The 15675-nt window shown below is 37.7% G+C and carries 18 protein-coding genes; 6 read left to right on the forward strand and 12 right to left on the reverse strand.

Annotated elements, in window-relative coordinates; genetic code table 11:
* Positions 1 to 43: 43 nt before the first annotated feature.
* The 7 genes from EA341_RS08530 to EA341_RS08560 form a co-directional block, all read right to left on the reverse strand.
* Entirely contained in the window at positions 44 to 931 is an 888-nt protein-coding gene (locus EA341_RS08530) for a hypothetical protein (protein ID WP_293012968.1), read from the reverse strand.
* A gap of 79 nt (positions 932 to 1010) precedes the next feature.
* Positions 1011 to 2117 carry a molecular chaperone DnaJ gene (gene dnaJ, locus EA341_RS08535; RefSeq protein ID WP_293012969.1) on the reverse strand — a complete coding sequence of 369 codons (1107 nt, stop codon included), beginning with the start codon at positions 2115 to 2117 and terminating at the stop codon, positions 1011 to 1013.
* Positions 2118 to 2126: 9 nt separating this feature from the next.
* The gene (locus EA341_RS08540; protein ID WP_293012970.1) at positions 2127 to 2708 is read right to left on the reverse strand and encodes a nucleotide exchange factor GrpE; all 582 of its coding nucleotides are present in this window, start codon (positions 2706 to 2708) and stop codon (positions 2127 to 2129) included.
* A 73-nt stretch (positions 2709 to 2781) separates the two neighbouring features.
* Complete coding sequence (obgE, locus tag EA341_RS08545) at positions 2782 to 3777, reverse strand: GTPase ObgE (RefSeq protein WP_293012971.1); 996 nt, start codon at positions 3775 to 3777, stop codon at positions 2782 to 2784.
* An 84-nt stretch (positions 3778 to 3861) separates the two neighbouring features.
* Positions 3862 to 4434 carry an adenylate kinase gene (locus EA341_RS08550; protein ID WP_293012972.1) on the reverse strand — a complete coding sequence of 191 codons (573 nt, stop codon included), beginning with the start codon at positions 4432 to 4434 and terminating at the stop codon, positions 3862 to 3864.
* A 16-nt stretch (positions 4435 to 4450) separates the two neighbouring features.
* Entirely contained in the window at positions 4451 to 4984 is a 534-nt protein-coding gene (hpt, locus tag EA341_RS08555; protein ID WP_293012973.1) for a hypoxanthine phosphoribosyltransferase, read from the reverse strand.
* Positions 4985 to 5065: 81 nt separating this feature from the next.
* Positions 5066 to 5983, reverse strand: coding sequence for a M20/M25/M40 family metallo-hydrolase (locus tag EA341_RS08560; RefSeq protein ID WP_293012974.1), 918 nt, complete (start codon positions 5981 to 5983; stop codon positions 5066 to 5068).
* A gap of 164 nt (positions 5984 to 6147) precedes the next feature.
* Between EA341_RS08560 and EA341_RS08565 the strand changes: the two genes are divergently transcribed.
* From EA341_RS08565 to EA341_RS08580, 4 genes are all read left to right on the forward strand, one after another.
* On the forward strand, positions 6148 to 7470 hold the full coding sequence (locus EA341_RS08565) for an OmpA family protein (protein WP_293012976.1): 1323 nt from the start codon (positions 6148 to 6150) through the stop codon (positions 7468 to 7470).
* A gap of 123 nt (positions 7471 to 7593) precedes the next feature.
* A complete protein-coding gene (upp, locus tag EA341_RS08570; RefSeq protein WP_293012977.1) occupies positions 7594 to 8235 on the forward strand; it encodes a uracil phosphoribosyltransferase in 642 nt (213 codons plus the stop codon).
* Positions 8236 to 8239: 4 nt separating this feature from the next.
* On the forward strand, positions 8240 to 9163 hold the full coding sequence (locus tag EA341_RS08575) for a calcium/sodium antiporter (protein WP_293012978.1): 924 nt from the start codon (positions 8240 to 8242) through the stop codon (positions 9161 to 9163).
* Positions 9163 to 9612, forward strand: a complete 450-nt coding sequence (locus tag EA341_RS08580) for a hypothetical protein (protein ID WP_293012980.1) — start codon at positions 9163 to 9165, stop codon at positions 9610 to 9612. The genes EA341_RS08575 and EA341_RS08580 overlap by 1 nt, the downstream gene beginning before the upstream one ends.
* Here EA341_RS08580 and sdaAA read toward each other — a convergent pair.
* The 5 genes from sdaAA to EA341_RS08605 all read right to left on the reverse strand — a co-directional run bounded on the left by sdaAA (position 9601) and on the right by EA341_RS08605 (position 13921).
* Complete coding sequence (gene sdaAA / locus EA341_RS08585) at positions 9601 to 10509, reverse strand: L-serine ammonia-lyase, iron-sulfur-dependent, subunit alpha (protein ID WP_293012981.1); 909 nt, start codon at positions 10507 to 10509, stop codon at positions 9601 to 9603. The two genes, EA341_RS08580 and sdaAA, sit on opposite strands and share 12 nt — an antisense overlap.
* Before the next feature lie 83 nt (positions 10510 to 10592).
* Positions 10593 to 11540 (reverse strand): FKBP-type peptidyl-prolyl cis-trans isomerase, encoded by a 948-nt coding sequence (locus EA341_RS08590; RefSeq protein ID WP_293012982.1) that lies wholly within the window; start codon positions 11538 to 11540, stop codon positions 10593 to 10595.
* A gap of 5 nt (positions 11541 to 11545) precedes the next feature.
* Positions 11546 to 12901 carry a hypothetical protein gene (locus tag EA341_RS08595; protein WP_293012983.1) on the reverse strand — a complete coding sequence of 452 codons (1356 nt, stop codon included), beginning with the start codon at positions 12899 to 12901 and terminating at the stop codon, positions 11546 to 11548.
* Positions 12882 to 13430, reverse strand: coding sequence for a sigma-70 family RNA polymerase sigma factor (locus EA341_RS08600; RefSeq protein WP_293012984.1), 549 nt, complete (start codon positions 13428 to 13430; stop codon positions 12882 to 12884). Before EA341_RS08600 ends, EA341_RS08595 begins: the two co-directional genes overlap by 20 nt.
* An 86-nt stretch (positions 13431 to 13516) precedes the next feature.
* Entirely contained in the window at positions 13517 to 13921 is a 405-nt protein-coding gene (locus tag EA341_RS08605) for an OsmC family protein (protein ID WP_293012986.1), read from the reverse strand.
* Positions 13922 to 13992: 71 nt separating this feature from the next.
* Here EA341_RS08605 and EA341_RS08610 point away from each other — a divergent pair, with 71 nt between their 5' ends.
* Together EA341_RS08610 and lipA are read left to right on the forward strand one after the other, a co-directional pair.
* Positions 13993 to 14721 (forward strand): hypothetical protein, encoded by a 729-nt coding sequence (locus tag EA341_RS08610; RefSeq protein WP_293012988.1) that lies wholly within the window; start codon positions 13993 to 13995, stop codon positions 14719 to 14721.
* 61 nt (positions 14722 to 14782) lie between these two features.
* On the forward strand, positions 14783 to 15661 hold the full coding sequence (lipA, locus tag EA341_RS08615; RefSeq protein ID WP_293012990.1) for a lipoyl synthase: 879 nt from the start codon (positions 14783 to 14785) through the stop codon (positions 15659 to 15661).
* Positions 15662 to 15675 lie beyond the last annotated feature (14 nt).

Consider the following 15675-nt stretch of genomic DNA (forward strand, 5'->3'; position numbering starts at 1 on the left):
GGATTAAATTTTCTCTAAAAGTAATAAAAAATGTAAATTGGATTTATTTGATATTTACAGACCCTACAGAAACGTCAATGACAAAAGACATTAAATTTTCTGCATCCTCTGTATAAGACTTACTGACATAAGTTTTATTTCCAATATCTTTAAGAAATTTTGGGATTGTAGTCCGGCACATTGCCGTAGACTTTACTTTTATGATGTAGGGTTGTGATTCATCAGGTAGCACGAGATCAACTTTTCCTGCTCCAACAATTGCCGTTATATCACAAGCTTCAGGCATTTTATCAGAAAATGATAAATTTAAAGTTCCATAATTCGCTTCAAACATCATCTTTTTGGCATTTGTAAAATTAAGATGTGATGCCTCGAGGTTTCCCATATTGATTTTCACCATTAGGGTATCCATTTTAACAGAATTAGCCATCTTTTTGCTATAGTTCAAGAAAATGTCGGCGCTCGTTGAATTGACTTTACAGTTAGATATAGGTAGATGGGAAAAATCGAAAGTGGCTTTACCTATTCCGAAATTAAAATTTAGATCATATAGATAATTAGAATTGAGGCCAACTAACCACTTGTGGTCAAAATCATCATTTGAGCTTGAGAACAGTTTGTAAGAAAGACTTTTCCCCAAATTTTCAGACTCTACATTCCTGTGGGTGAGATAGGTATTGAGAACTCCATTTACTGTCTCATGATGAAATACAGGTAGGATATTAACCTTAGAGAGGTCACAGTGAATAAAAACAGGGTCTTCACTTTGTTTTCTTTGAATATCAGAGATTCCCTTATAAACATTAAAGTCTAATTGAACCAGGTTATACCCGTGCCTTTCTTCAACTTTAAATTCCTTAATAATCTGGGAACTACTTTCTAGCCTGGCTCCAAATACTAGGCAAATTATTAAGCATAATTTATTCAACATACGCATAAATTACGGCGGTAAGCCTAAAAGGTTCCTAAAGGTAAAAAAAAAGCCGGATTTTATTTCCGGCTATATTTTTTTAGAAGAATTCCTTCATTTTATCAAAGAAGCTTTTTTCAGAATTACCTGGATCAGGCTTGAAATTTTCTGAACCTCTAAGGCCTTCCAGAAGAGCTCTTTCTTCTTTGTTTAGTTGCTTCGGTGTCCACACATTAACATGAATCAATTGATCACCTCTGATGTAGCCGTTTATGTCCTTTATACCTTTGCCTTTTAGTCTTAGAATTTTACCGCTCTGAGTTCCAGGTTCAAGTTTGATTTTTACTTTACCATCAATGGTAGGCACTTCTATGGAAGCACCTAGTGCAGCATCTATGAAGTTTACATAGAGATCAAATACGACATTGTTTCCATCTCTTTGAAGAGTATTATCTTCAATTTCTTCGATCACGATGAGAAGGTCGCCTGGTATACCACCAGCAGTTTCATTTCCTTTTCCTGACATGCTCAATTGCATACCGTCGGCAACACCGCCCGGAATGTTAATGGAAATTACTTCTTCTTTAATGATTAACCCTCTTGGGTCAGCCTCCGCTGGTTTTTTATCGATAATCTGACCGTTGCCTCCACACGCTGGGCAAGTACTTGCAGAGACCATCTGCCCAAGCATGGTATTCACTATTTTTTTGACTTGTCCAGAACCCTGGCAAGTGCTACATGTTTTGAAAGTTACACCATCTGCTAAAATTTGTCTTTTAACTTTGATTTTTTTCTCAACACCGTTGGCTATTTCCTTTAGATTTAGTTTAAGTTTGACCCTTAGGTTGGTGCCTTTTTTGGTTCTTCTACCACCTCTACCTCCTCCAAAGAAGGATTCGAAGCCACTTCCCCCGAAGATATCTCCGAATTGGGAGAATATGTCATCCATATTCATTCCGCCTCCGCCATATCCACCATTACCGCCAAGTCCTTGATGACCAAACTGATCATAGCGTTGCTTTTTCTCAGGATTACTCAGAACTTCGTAAGCTTCAGCAGCTTCTTTAAATTTATCTTCCGCTTCTGGATTGTCAGGGTTTTTGTCAGGATGATATTTAATAGCAAGCTTTCTGTAGGCCTTTTTGATTTCCTCAGGGCTTGCACTTTTAGATACTCCCAATATTTCGTAATAATCTCTCTTTGCCATGATTTCTTATTATGCTCCTATGACTACCTTAGCGTAACGTACCACTTTGTCACCTAGAGTATAACCATTTTCTACAACATCTATTACCTTACCCTTCAATTCTTCGTTAGGCGCTGGTATTTGGGTAATTGCTTCCTGTGTTTCGGAATCAAAATTATTACCAACTAGGTCAGACATCACCTTTACTCCTTTTCCTTCCAAAACTTTGAGTAGTTTTTGAAATACAAGTTGATTGCCCTCCCTAACTTTATCTGCCTCACTTATTACCTGACTTGCTTTAAAAGATCTTTCAAAATCGTCAATTACAGGAAGTATTTCCTTTATTAAGTCCTCAGAAGCAGTTTTGATCAGGTCCAGTTTTTCTTTTGCGGTTCTTCTCCTATAGTTTTCAAACTCAGAATAGAGCCTCAAATATTTGTCTTTTAATTCCTGCACTTCTTGTTTTAATTTCTCTTCAGGAGATATTTCAATGGTCTCTGAGGATGATTCATTATCTATATTTTCTGAAGGTTGATTAAGATCAGTATCTTGACCTTGCTTCACTTCGCTTGAAGTAGACTGCTCCTCTTTGATAGTTTCTTTTTCCTGCATTTTATTCGGTTTTTTACTCTTTAAATTACTTATCAATTTATTTGCCATAGAAAGTAAACTGACAAACTGGCACTTATTCACTTGTAATTGCCTGCCAAAGCATATCTTTTAACTTTTCTAAGTTATACTGAGTGACGGATGAAATAAATAGAGAAGGTAATTCGGAGGGGATTTCTGCTTGCATTTGTTCCATAAGTTCTTGGTCCAACATGTCGGCTTTTGTAATTGCCAAAAGCCTCTTCTTATCAAGTAGCTCCGGGTTGTATTTTTTTAATTCACCTAATAGAATATTGTACTGGTCTGTTATGCTATCTGCATCTGCGGGTATCATGAACAGTAAAATGGAATTTCGTTCAATGTGCCTTAAAAACCGCAGACCCAATCCCCTACCTTCCGATGCTCCCTCAATAATTCCAGGAATATCAGCCATTACAAAAGACCTGTCGTCTCTATAGGGGATCACTCCTAAATTTGGGACAAGGGTTGTGAATGGGTAATCTCCGATTTCAGGCTTAGCTGCTGAAATACTGGAAAGCAAAGTGGATTTACCTGCATTTGGAAAACCAACCAGCCCGACATCTGCAAGTAATTTCAATTCCAGTATAATCCACTCTTCTATTCCTGGCTCACCAGGTTGGGCATAATGCGGCGCTTGATTGGTGGAAGTCTTGAAATGGTCATTGCCTAACCCACCTCTACCTCCTGAGGTGAGAATTACTTCTTGACCATCCTCGGTAATTTCATGACGAAGTTCCATGGTTTCAGCATCTTTTGCTATCGTACCTAGGGGTACTTCCAGTATGATGTCGTTACCATCTCTTCCTTTTCTTCTACCTCCTTCGCCTCCTTTTCCCTCTTCTGCGATGACATGCTTTTTATACTTAAGGTGGAGTAAGGTCCAGTGCTGAGCATTGCCTCGAAGTATAATGTGACCACCTCTGCCACCATCACCTCCATCAGGGCCGCCTTTTGGTACGTGTTTTTCTCTTCTGAAATGGACTGAACCTGGTCCGCCCGCGCCGGACCTGGAACAGAATTTCACATAATCTATAAAGTTGGAATCCGCCACGTTCTATTTTTTAACTAATAAAAATGGCTAAGCTCTGAAGCTTAGCCAACTGTAATTTTGACAAAGGTAATGATATTTTAAGTATTAGTACTTGTCAATCACATTTGAGATATCTCCAAATATTCCGTCTATGGTTCCAACTCCTTCTACTTTTGTCAATTTTCCCTGTGCTTTATAATATTCAGCTACCGGTAATGTTTCTTCCAAATAAACATCAATCCTTGTTTGTATCTTTATATCATCCTGATCGTCAGCCCTGCCTGAAGTTTTTCCTCTTTCTCTGATTCGCTGCTTAAGTACTTTTTCTTCTACTTCCAAAGCGATCATACCGGAAATTTCCATATTGTGTTCTTCCATCAGGTGATCCAATGCCTGTGCTTGTGCTACAGTTCTGGGGAATCCGTCAAAAATGAACCCTTTGGTATCTGGAGTATTTTTTATTTTATCTCCAACCATTCCAATTACCACCTCATCTGGAACCAGTCTACCTTCGTCCATATACTTTCGGGCAAGTAATCCCAATTCAGTTCCCTCTCCCAGGTGTTTCCTGAAAAGGTCACCGGTAGATAAATGAGTGAGATTATATTTAGTGATTATTTTTTCACTTTGGGTTCCCTTTCCGGCTCCCGGAGGGCCAAATAAAACGATATTGAGCATTTTATAGGTTTTAGTTTTAGTCCGTTTTAAGTTGATAAATTTCTGCCAGATTCCTTCCAAGTCCATCGTAGTCTAAACCATACCCAACTACAAACTTATTTGGGATGCTGAAACCAATGTAGTCTATTTTGATATCCTTTATCAAAGCTTCTGGTTTATGTAGTAATGTGACAATAGTTATATTTTTTGGCTTTTTTTCACTTATAGTCTCCAATAAATAAGACATGCTTAGACCTGTGTCTACAATATCTTCTACTATAATCACTTCTCTTCCTTCAATGTCCTTTTCAAGTCCGAAAAGTTGTTTGACTTTTCCAGTCGAGGATTCACCTTGATAGGAGGAAATCTTTATGAATGAAACCTCTGCAGATACTGAAATTGCTTTTGAAAGGTCAGATAAAAACATGAACGCACCGTTCAATACTCCAATTATAATAGGCTCTTTCCCATTAAAATTTTCCGAAATCTCTTTACCCATTTCCCTTATTCTTTCATCCAGCTGGGAGGAATCAATGAAAGGGATAAACTTTTTATCCTTAATCTCTATCATCTGCAAATAAAAAAACTCCTTAAGGAGCAATCACAAATATATAAAAAATGATTACTGTGACCCTCTTATTTTTGCTAATACTTATAGATGGTGCATCAAATACTTATACATTTCAATCATAGCATTCAAGTCAGCCCAGGAAACTTTCTCATTTGGACTATGTACATTGTCTTCCGGAGCACCTATAAAACACCAATCAATAAAGTAAGGTGAAAATTGGATTTCTCTGCCGTCACTGCTGCCAGAATCTTCTATTTCGAGTTGATATGGAATGTTGCTTTCTGAAGCAAGTTTTATTATTTCATCCAAAAAGGATTTTCTCGGAATGTGCTTATCCCTAACTGAAATCACAACTCCATTATCATGAGTTACCCCATCAGTAACCCAAGTGATATCGGAGATTAGTCCAAAAGAAATTGGTGATTTTTGTTGGATGAAATTTAGTATTGCAGGCATGCTGCCCCCTCCATGTTCTTCATATGTTGTGAACACAATCCAGCCATCTTGAATAGTCTCACACAGTTTGATTGCGTTATATATGCCGAGTCTATTGTCAAGGTAGGCAGCTTGAATGAAGTTTTCATTGATTCTTATTTGCTGTTCGAATGAAAACCTCGTTCCTGGCACCACTTGCCTGGGGAAATTGTGAAAAAGTTGTCCGTTGCTTTCGGAAATTTTGCACCTGATAGGTCCTAATTCATCTTTTCCAATAATAGTTGTACCTTCTTCAATTTCGGGACCGCCAATGGCAACCAGCTGGTTTTGGTACCTTGACATAAAACCTATTGTGTCCATGTGCGCGAATACCGCACCTCTGGGTTCTCCGAATTTAAGTAACAGACAATCATGCACTTGCCTTCCTGAGAATACTTCAGGCTGAACATTCCAAAATTTGCTACGTTGTTGGATTAAATTGAATAAATATGCTCGCATAGGAGACTCATCTCCTGAAGTGCTTTGTATTTCTAAAATATCACTTAAAATATCGGTTAATGGCATAGTTTGTGTGGTATTAAAATTATAGTATTACTACTGGAAATTTGAAAAGATTTTTCAGAAAGTTTAAAGTTTTAAAATATTAATATACATTTGTGATAAGTTAAAAGTTTATAAATTTGCAGTCAAATCAATTAAACACTCAAAATTTGAAAAAATTTTTTATTATGAAAAAATTACTACTATCAACAATTATGGCTGGTGCTTTGGCTTTCGGAGTCAATGCCCAGGACGACGACTTCAACAGATGGTCTGTCGAATTTGGTGGTGGATTCAATAAACCAATGGCTCCGTTAACTCCAGGTTTCTTGTCTCCAACCTTGAATATTGGACATGCTGACCTTGGGGTGAGATATATGTTCAATGAAAAATTTGGTGCGAAACTGGATTTCGGTTTCGGTTCATTCAGTGAAGCAAGTGGCAACAGTCCTTCCTTCTCAACAAACTACCACAGGGTAAACCTTCAAGGTGTAGCCAATTTGGGTAGAATCATGAATTGGGAAACTTTCTCAAGAAACGTAAGTTTACTTGGTCACTTAGGAGCTGGTTTTGGTCAAGTAAGACCACAGGAAAATGCGTTCAATGATTTCGATGATAATGTTTACAACATTATTGCGGGTCTAACTGGTCAAGTGAAGCTTTCTGAAAGAGTTGCATTGGTAGGTGATATCAGTACAATTTTGAATGGTCGTCAAACCATTACATTTGACGGTGCTTCTGCTATACTTCCTAGCACAATGCCTCCAAGCGCTAGCAACCCTAATGTTCCTGCTGCAACCAACAATGGTTTCTTCGGAGCTAACGCTACTTGGTGGACAGGTACTATTGGATTGAATATTTACTTAGGCAGCAAAGGTCAGCATGCTGATTGGTATATAGCTGCAGATAAGTATGCTACCAAAGAAGAGCTTGCTCAGCAAGTTGGCGAAATTAAAGATATGTTGAAGGATTCTGATGGAGATGGTATTCCAGATTATCTTGATAAGGAGCCAAATACTCCAGCTGGTGCAAGAGTAGATTCTTTTGGTAGAACTCTTGATTCTGACGGAGACGGTATTCCTGATCACTTGGACAAGTGTCCATTCGCTCCAGGTCCTGCGTCTAACGACGGATGTCCAATCGAAGAAGTAGAAGAAGTTGATTTCTTCAAGAAAGCAATTAACGAAGGTTATGTAAATGTTTACTTTGCATTCGATAGCTCTAAGCCACTTGGATACTCTTCATCATCTGTTAATTATGTTGCTAACTTCCTTAAAAGAAATCCAGGTGTAAACCTTGAAATCAAAGGATATGCTGACGAAATTGGTCCAGAAGATTACAACATGAAGTTATCTGAAAGAAGAGCGAAAGCTGTTTACGATCTTCTTGTTGCTGCAGGTATTGAAGGTGGAAGACTTTCTTACAAAGGATTCGGTGAGGATACTAGTGTAGATAAGAGATCTGCAGATGCTAGACAACTTGCTAGAAGAACAAGTTTTGAAGTGAAATAATATTCATTGATATAAATATTAAGCCTAACCATTTTGGTTAGGCTTTTTTTATGCAATTTTATTTCTCCAAGTAGGTGATACCTTAGCCGAACAGAATGAACATACCTATAAAATCAATGAAATATGTTTGTATTAAGTGATCACGATAACATTGTTCTTCAATACCTTACAGAGTTAAGGGATATAGAGATTCAAAAAGACAGATCAAGATTTAGGAATAATCTTGAAAGGATTGGAACGATCCTAGCATACGAATTGTCTAAGGACCTTTCCTATCAATCTATAGGTATACAGACTCCCATTGAAAAGACCACGGGGAAAATATTACAAGAGCAACCCTTACTTATTTGTGTCATGAGGGCTGCAATGCCATTTTTTCAGGGCTTTTTGAATGTTTTTGATAGAGCGGACTGTGGTTTTGTAGGGGCTTACAGGAAAGAAGCAGGAAAAAATATTTCTATAGATTTTTTATATCAAGCTACCCCTGATTTAACCGATAGAGAAGTCATTTTGATTGATCCAATGTTGGCTACAGGGAAGTCAATCATAAGTACTGTCGAAAACTTATTGAAGATTGGGAAGCCGAAAATGCTTCATGTTGTTGGTGCTATAGCAGCTCCAGAAGGTATTGATCATATTTCCAAAAATCTTGGTCTTGATCATAAATTCTGGATCGGAGCCATTGACAGGGCGCTGAATGAAAAGTCATACATAGTTCCTGGATTAGGAGATGCCGGTGATCTAGCTTTTGGCCCCAAGCTATAATTAGATGGTTTACTTTCTTTTGTTTTTAGGGCTGTTAATACTGTTGGCAGGAGGCAAATTCCTTGTAGATGGGGCTTCTGATCTTGCTTCATTTTTTGGACTTAGCCAAGGACTCATTGGTTTGACTATAGTAGCTTTTGGAACATCAGCACCAGAATTACTGGTGAGTGTAAATGCAGCCTTAAAAGGGAATAGCGATATAGCCTTAGGGAATGTAATAGGATCCAATATTTCCAATATTTCACTAGTTCTAGGCATCAGTGCTATATTGTATCCTATAGCCATTCACAAATCTATTTTAAAACTAGATTACCTATTCACCCTACTTACGTCTCTTCTTTTTTTTATTTTTGCATTCAATGGAATGTTATCCAGATTTGAAGGTGGGATCTTTATATTTCTTCTATTCGTGCTTAATTATTATTTTTTTAGAAAAATAGCAAGAGTAGATACTGATTTGGGAGAAAGTGGTGTTTTGAAAAAAACACAGATAATAAAATCCGTATTTTTTCTAATTGTAGGGATTGTAGGTCTTTATTTTGGATCTGATTTGTTTGTAGATAGTGCGGTGGTTATCTCAGAAAAATTCGGAATCAGTCAGAGGGTAATAGGCATTACTGTGATTGCGATAGGGACAAGTCTTCCTGAGCTTGCTACCTCATTGATAGCTGCATGGAATAAAAAAACTGATATCGCAATAGGCAATATTCTTGGAAGTAATATCATGAATGTTTTAGCCATTATTGGCATTACATCAGTAATTAGCCCCATAGTAGTGAGTGAAGCATTTATTAAAGTAGATTTTATATGGATGATTGGATTTACATTACTGTTGTTTCCATTACTTAGGACAAAGAGAAGGATAAGTAGGTGGGAAGGCCTTGTTTTATTGATTGTTTACTTAGTCTATATATACACCCTAGTTTAATGGAATATTTATTTAAATTTTTTGCAATTTTCTTCACCTGCCTATTCAAGTTTGTAGCTGGACCGATACTTGGTGCAGCTGCCGGTTTTGGATTGTTTGAAATCGTTTTTGTAACGCTGAGTGGTATGATGGTATCAGTTCTATTTGTAACGTACTTAGGGAATTGGTTTAAGTCACATTGGACCCTTAGTGTCAATAAAAAAAGGTTCACAAAACAGAAACGCAGAATTGTAAAAATTTGGCAAAAATTTGGAGTGATAGGAATTGCTATAGCCACCCCTATATTTTTGACACCAATTGGTGGGACCATTATCATGGTAGCATTTAATGTCAAAAGAAATCGGATTCTTACTTATATGTTTGTCAGTGGCTTGGTTTGGGCAATCATTATGGGTTCTTCCATAAATTGGATAATGGCTATACCTTTATTCCAAGAGTTATTCGGGTAAATCCTCATCAGGAAGGATTTCTATATCTTGAATCAAAACTCTTTTTGAGATTTCTTGTCCTGTTATTGTAGCTGCAAGTCCACCTAAGGCAGTTTCTTTGTATTTTGTCTCCATATTGGCACCGATCTCACCCATCGCATCTACACACTCATCAACTGGAATTACAGCACTGACGTTGGCCAAAGCAATTTGAGCCGAACTGTTTGCTATGGCTGCAGCACTTGCATTTCTGACAACGCAAGGAATTTCTACCAAACCTGCCACTGGATCACAAACCAAACCTAACATACATTGTATGGTTATGGCAACGGCATTAAATATCTGTTCAATATTCCCTTCCAGGCAGTATACAATTGCACCTGCTGCCATTGCCGCTGCAGAACCTGTTTCTGCTTGGCAACCACCAACAGCACCTGCTAAACTTGCTTTTTGTTCAATAATCAAGGCGATTCCTGCACCTATCAACAAGCCTTCTAATATTTTTTTATCTGAAAGGTTGTGGATTTCCTGAAGTGTGTATAGTGTTCCTGGTAGAATTCCAGATGCTCCTGCCGTAGGTGCTGCTACTACGCGGCCCATGCATGAGTTCACTTCTTTGGCAGCCAGTGCCCTTGAGATGAGTTTTTGAAACTCCGGAGATAATACGGTAATATTATGATTGTAAACCTTTTTTGCCCCATTGTTGATCATCCCACTTCGAGAGGTCATGTCCTCCTTGAGGCCAGTTTCTACCGCCTCCTTCATTACTGAATAGGCTTTTTGAAGATTGGCCCATATACTTTCCTCTGTTTTTCCCTTTTGAGTAATTTCGTACTCAATTACAGATTCGTATAATTTGATATTTTTTTCTTGGCAATATGAACGCCAACCAACAAAACTTTCAAAAAGGTAACTCATGTTTATTTGGGTTTATTCACATCAAAATTGGCTAAAAGAAAGGGATAAACCAAAACAAGAAACAAAGACAAAAGAAAAGGGCCTCACCTTATCTCTATTACTTTAGCCTGAAATATTAGGGGTTCAAAAGGTCTCACAGTTTGGCTTAGCCTTCCGCTTTGGATCAAGTCCCTCCTAATTTCAAAAGGAAAAACCTGCGTAGTAGCTCCAAAAGCTAAGTAAGATGGCACTATTGCCCTTAATTCGGCATCCTTTGAAAGGTCTTTCAAAACTTCTTCAATGAATGGGACATTGGTATCGCTACCTATTGTAACCTGAAAAGCATTTGATTCGGAATTAACTTGTGCGACTGGTTGTGCTTCATCTAAGTGACTAATACTGTATGTAATTCTAACAATATTTCCTTCCTCAGCTTTTTGCCCATTAGTTTCGCCTTCTCTGATTTTTCTTAGATATAGCCCTGAATCTGATTTTTCAAATCCTTGAAGATTATTCGATGCTATATAGTCAAGAATGTTTTGATCTTCAATTTCCTGTATTTCCAATTCATTGAATATTTTTTTGAATTTGATCTGTATTTTCAAATTGTCTTCAGGCTGTATCAGTTGCTGAAAGTTATAATCGCCATACCCCAAATAAGATGGGGCGTAAAGTATGAGCGTCTCTCCTTCTTTTGCGAATGATGAGACAAAGTTGATTGCTCTAGGAATGGTACCACCTTCTCCATGATAAAATAATCGTGGCGATCTGCTTTCATCCAGATAGCTATCAATCAACCGGCCTTCTAGCGTACTTATTTCATAATATATCCCTAAAATATCACCAGACACAATTTGATTCCCGAGATCATTAGATTCTATTTTTTCATAAAAAATACCTAACGAGGTCTCATTTGGATTTATGCTGTTTTGAGCAAAGAATTCCTGAAGGTTACGGTCATCTCTTTGCATATCTTCATTGAGAATTTCATTATCTTCTTGTGAACAAGAAATTGATATTGTCAAAAGCAGAATTATAAAATATTTATTCATGGGGATTATTTTTTATCCTTGAGTTGGAAGTTCATCCTAAGATTGAGCCCGCCGATTGAAAATTGTTGATTGATAAAAGTCTGGTTTCCTAGCGAGAGCTTGTAGAAGGGTTCTATGGATAGAAATGTTCCGTTACTTAGGTTTTGTTCATAACCAAAGCTAAGGTTGAGCAGCTGTCCTATACCGACATTGCTTGAATTACTTTGGGATTCAGGTGTAAATGTTTCAGAAAGGGTAGTCAGTGCTGCTGTTGATCCCGCAAATCCTGAACTTGCCAAGCTTACAGCATTATAGGTGACCGTATTTCTTTGATTCAGGTAGAACATGTTGGATACACCTGATATCAGATAAATATCTGATTTTTCGTTTTCAAAAACCTTGTATTTCAGGTTGAATGGTACTTCAAGCTGTCCGAAGCTGAGTTCATTGGTAGCGGTAATGAAATTGCTTGACATCATGGCAGATCTATCGGTCATAGACAAAGATTGTGCTACCATAACATTGGAGTTAATATTTGTGCCCGGGACAATATTTTGTTGGGCATAGGCGAGTCCTAGATCAATTTTGAATTTTTTTGACACAGGCAGTTCCGTTATGATTCCTGCTCCCAAGCTTATCGCCTGAGTAGAACTTGTTGTGGATTGTGGCATCAGATAAACGCCAAGTTTAAGGGGTTCCATTTTTTCTTCTACCTCAACTTCTGTCTTTTTTTCTGCACCATCAGATAACCATTTTTCGATTGTCGCTAATGCTTTATTTTCTTCCTCTTCTTTGAGTGAGGAGGCTATTGTTTTATCCATGGGAGAGGTGGATTTTTCTTCCTCCATGGATTTCACCTCTGACTTTTCAGTTTCGTTGGTATTTGCAATCACTTTATCTTTTTCGAAGGTTTGACGAACATCTGTTTGTTTGATTGTTTCGGGTGATTTCATCAAAGCTTGAGTTGGTTCTTGTATTTCTGATTGAACTTTAGATGGAGTCTTTCCTTGACTTTGTTCAAAGGTCAAGCTGTTGTCTTCGTCAAAAGATTTTTGAGTGGTGTCAAAAGGTTTTTGAGTGGTTTTGTCAAGTACTTCGGATTCACTCATCGAAGTAGAATCTTCGTAAATTTTTTCAACTTTATTATCACCTAAATATTCGGTTCTTTCATCGTTTGGATTAAGTAAAAAGAAAGTTGCTATCAAAGCTATTGCAGTGATGGACGCAGCCCAATAGACCCAAGAAGGCATAACTGTTCCTTTCGGCTTTGCAAAATATGCCTTAGCCAGCTTATTCCACTCGTTGGGGTCATAAGCCTCTTGGTGATTATCAAAGGAGGCTTTTACCTTATCCGCTAGTTTTTTATCGAACTGCTCCTTCATTTCTGATTTGATTTATTGCTGTAACCTTCTCTCTTAATTTTTGCTTAGCCCTAGCTAAATATGTTCTGGAAGTACTTGCAGGGATTCCACATTGTTCAGCAATTTCATTGTGTGAATAACCTTCTATTTCATACATATTGAAAACAATCCTTAGCATTTCAGGAAGCGATCTTAGTATGGTGAGGATATCTTCTTTTGATAATTGACTGATGATTTCGGGTTCATAGCTCTCTGTATCTACCTTTTCTATGTCCATGGCAGAAAAGTGTTTGACATTTTTTCTATAATAGTCTATAGAAGTATTGACAAGTATTCTTCTAAACCATCCTTTAAACGAGTTGGCTTCACTGTATTGAGGCAGCTTGTCAAAAACCTTCATAAAACTGTCATTCACTATTTCGCAGGCTTCGTCTCTTCCATTGGAATAGCGCAAGGCTACGCTCATGGCATAGCCATAGAAATGCTTATAGAGCATTTCCAGAGACTTTTGGTCTCCTTTTTTTGCTTCCTTTATCAGGTGTTGTTCCAAAGATGAGGACTTACTTTTTACAATTTATTGAATACTAGACGTAAGACTCCTTGAATATGCTACAAAATCTATGAAATAATTTCAGTTTAAAAATTAAAGGTAATTGTTTGTTTGATTGCTGGATCAAGACTCAGGGCAACAGGACAAGTCAATGCAGCATTTTTTAACTTTTGAAGTGTATTTTTATCTTTTGATGGATTTTCCCAATGGAAGGTTATTATTATTTCGCTGATTTTCCTGGGGTTGGATTGCATTATTTTGGTGATTTCCCAGGATAAACCTTCGAGTTTTTCTCCATCTCTATTTCCTACTATACCCATTATGGTAACCATACAGCTTCCTAATGCAGCTGCAACGAGGTCTGTTGGGGAAAAGGCTTCTCCTTTCCCATTATTATCAAGAGGAGCGTCCGTGATCACATTTCTTCCGGATTGGATGTGGGTCATTTCAGTCCGTAGATTTCCAGAATAGGAACTTTTGATAGTTGCCATAAACTCTTATTTTTATTTTTGGTTCTATAACTTACAAACGAAATTAGCGTTAATTTCCCAAGCGACATATTATGAAGGGTATTAAATATACAGCAGTCTTATTTTTTTTCCTGGTTTCCGGAGTAGTTCTAGGACAAAGGTCAGATTCAGGAGACTATGAATATGACACTGAAATTCTGGTAGGTGTCAATAAGAACACCAATGGTGGTTTGATCGGTGGTTTTTCATTTAAATATGGGATGAGAATAGATGAAATGAACTTCCAGTTTTTTGGTTTGGACTTGGCTAATGTCAAAAACCCAAAAGAAGTAAGGTATAATACCGTACTAGGGAATTCTTACATTTTTGGTAAGTCAAACTACCTTTATTCCATAAGACCATATTATGGCAGAGAGCTTATATTGTTTAAAAAAGCACCCCAACAAGGTGTTCAGGTTTCTGTCTTGGGAGCAGTTGGCCCAACTTTAGGTATCATTGCCCCATATTTCATAGAATATTCGGTCAGCCGCGTTGAAACAGTCAGGGAGCAGTTCAATCCTGCAGTTCACCAAAGTCCTTTAAGTATCCTGGGGCCAGGCCGTATATTTGAAGGGATTAGTAGATCTGAGGTTGCTGCTGGAGCAAATGCTAAAGCTGCAGTAAACTTTGAATTCGGTGCATTCAAATCAAATGTAACAGGATTGGAACTAGGATATCAATTGGAAGGTTTTACAAGGGAAATTCCTCTGATGCCTACAGTTGAGAACAGACAGATTTTTCAATCTGTTTATTTTACTTTCTTCTATGGCTTCAGGAAATGAGCTTCCAATTGGGTAAAATCAATCTTTGGGAGTAGTTTTGCAAAGTAAAATCACAAATAGAATGATCGAACTTCCAGTAATATCTGAAGAGGCAACGAAAAGAAAGAAACCTAATTGGTTGAGGGTGAAGTTGCCTGTAGGAAAAGAGTATGCAAAAGTCAGAAAGTTAGTTGATGAACATAAACTCCATACCATCTGTGAAAGTGGTAATTGTCCCAATATGGGAGAATGCTGGGGAGCAGGAACAGCAACTTTTATGATATTGGGAAATGTATGCACTAGATCTTGCTCATTTTGTGCTGTAGCTACTGGGAGACCCCCAGAGTATGATACGGATGAGCCTCGAAGAGTAGCAGAAGCCATCAAATTAATGGGAGTTAAACATGCTGTACTTACTTCGGTGAATAGGGATGAACTCAAAGATCGGGGTGCAGAAATATGGTATCAGACAGTAATTGAAACCAAAAAATTATCTCCCGAAACTACCATAGAAACTTTGATTCCTGATGTTAAGTCAAACTGGGACGCCTTATATAAAATGATCAGTGGCGGTCAGGAAGTTGTTTCCCATAATATGGAGACAGTTGAGTCTCTTTATAGAAGAGTAAGGCCTCAGGCCAAATACAACAGATCCCTAGAACAAATCAAGTTGACTAAAGAATATGGGAAAAGAACCAAAACAGGTATAATGCTTGGTTTGGGTGAGAAAAAAGAGGAGGTTTATAAGGCAATGGATGATTTAGTCGTTCATGGCTGTGATATACTGACACTTGGACAGTACCTTCAGCCTACCAAAATGCATATTGAAGTGGCTGAATTTATTCACCCGGAGATATTTGATCATTATAGAGAGGAAGGATTAAAAAGAGGTTTGAAATATGTGGAATCAGGGCCTTTGGTCAGGTCTTCCTATCATGCCGAAAGACATGTAAATGTATAATTGGAAAAAAACAC

This window comes from Mongoliibacter sp., from assembly GCF_007692705.1.
Classification (GTDB): Bacteria; Bacteroidota; Bacteroidia; order Cytophagales; family Cyclobacteriaceae; genus Mongoliibacter.

What these genes read in the sequence shown, in the direction of transcription:
- EA341_RS08530 (WP_293012968.1), bottom strand. Translation starts at nt 931, where the DNA reads ATGTTGAATAAATTATGCTTAATAATTTGCCTAGTATTTGGAGCCAGG.
- dnaJ (WP_293012969.1), bottom strand. Translation starts at nt 2,117, where the DNA reads ATGGCAAAGAGAGATTATTACGAAATATTGGGAGTATCTAAAAGTGCA.
- EA341_RS08540 (WP_293012970.1), bottom strand. Translation starts at nt 2,708, where the DNA reads ATGCAGGAAAAAGAAACTATCAAAGAGGAGCAGTCTACTTCAAGCGAA.
- EA341_RS08550 (WP_293012972.1), bottom strand. Translation starts at nt 4,434, where the DNA reads ATGCTCAATATCGTTTTATTTGGCCCTCCGGGAGCCGGAAAGGGAACC.
- hpt (WP_293012973.1), bottom strand. Translation starts at nt 4,984, where the DNA reads ATGATAGAGATTAAGGATAAAAAGTTTATCCCTTTCATTGATTCCTCC.
- EA341_RS08560 (WP_293012974.1), bottom strand. Translation starts at nt 5,983, where the DNA reads ATGCCATTAACCGATATTTTAAGTGATATTTTAGAAATACAAAGCACT.
- EA341_RS08565 (WP_293012976.1), top strand. Translation starts at nt 6,148, where the DNA reads ATGAAAAAATTACTACTATCAACAATTATGGCTGGTGCTTTGGCTTTC.
- upp (WP_293012977.1), top strand. Translation starts at nt 7,594, where the DNA reads ATGTTTGTATTAAGTGATCACGATAACATTGTTCTTCAATACCTTACA.
- EA341_RS08575 (WP_293012978.1), top strand. Translation starts at nt 8,240, where the DNA reads ATGGTTTACTTTCTTTTGTTTTTAGGGCTGTTAATACTGTTGGCAGGA.
- EA341_RS08580 (WP_293012980.1), top strand. Translation starts at nt 9,163, where the DNA reads ATGGAATATTTATTTAAATTTTTTGCAATTTTCTTCACCTGCCTATTC.
- sdaAA (WP_293012981.1), bottom strand. Translation starts at nt 10,509, where the DNA reads ATGAGTTACCTTTTTGAAAGTTTTGTTGGTTGGCGTTCATATTGCCAA.
- EA341_RS08590 (WP_293012982.1), bottom strand. Translation starts at nt 11,540, where the DNA reads ATGAATAAATATTTTATAATTCTGCTTTTGACAATATCAATTTCTTGT.
- EA341_RS08595 (WP_293012983.1), bottom strand. Translation starts at nt 12,901, where the DNA reads ATGAAGGAGCAGTTCGATAAAAAACTAGCGGATAAGGTAAAAGCCTCC.
- EA341_RS08605 (WP_293012986.1), bottom strand. Translation starts at nt 13,921, where the DNA reads ATGGCAACTATCAAAAGTTCCTATTCTGGAAATCTACGGACTGAAATG.
- EA341_RS08610 (WP_293012988.1), top strand. Translation starts at nt 13,993, where the DNA reads ATGAAGGGTATTAAATATACAGCAGTCTTATTTTTTTTCCTGGTTTCC.
- lipA (WP_293012990.1), top strand. Translation starts at nt 14,783, where the DNA reads ATGATCGAACTTCCAGTAATATCTGAAGAGGCAACGAAAAGAAAGAAA.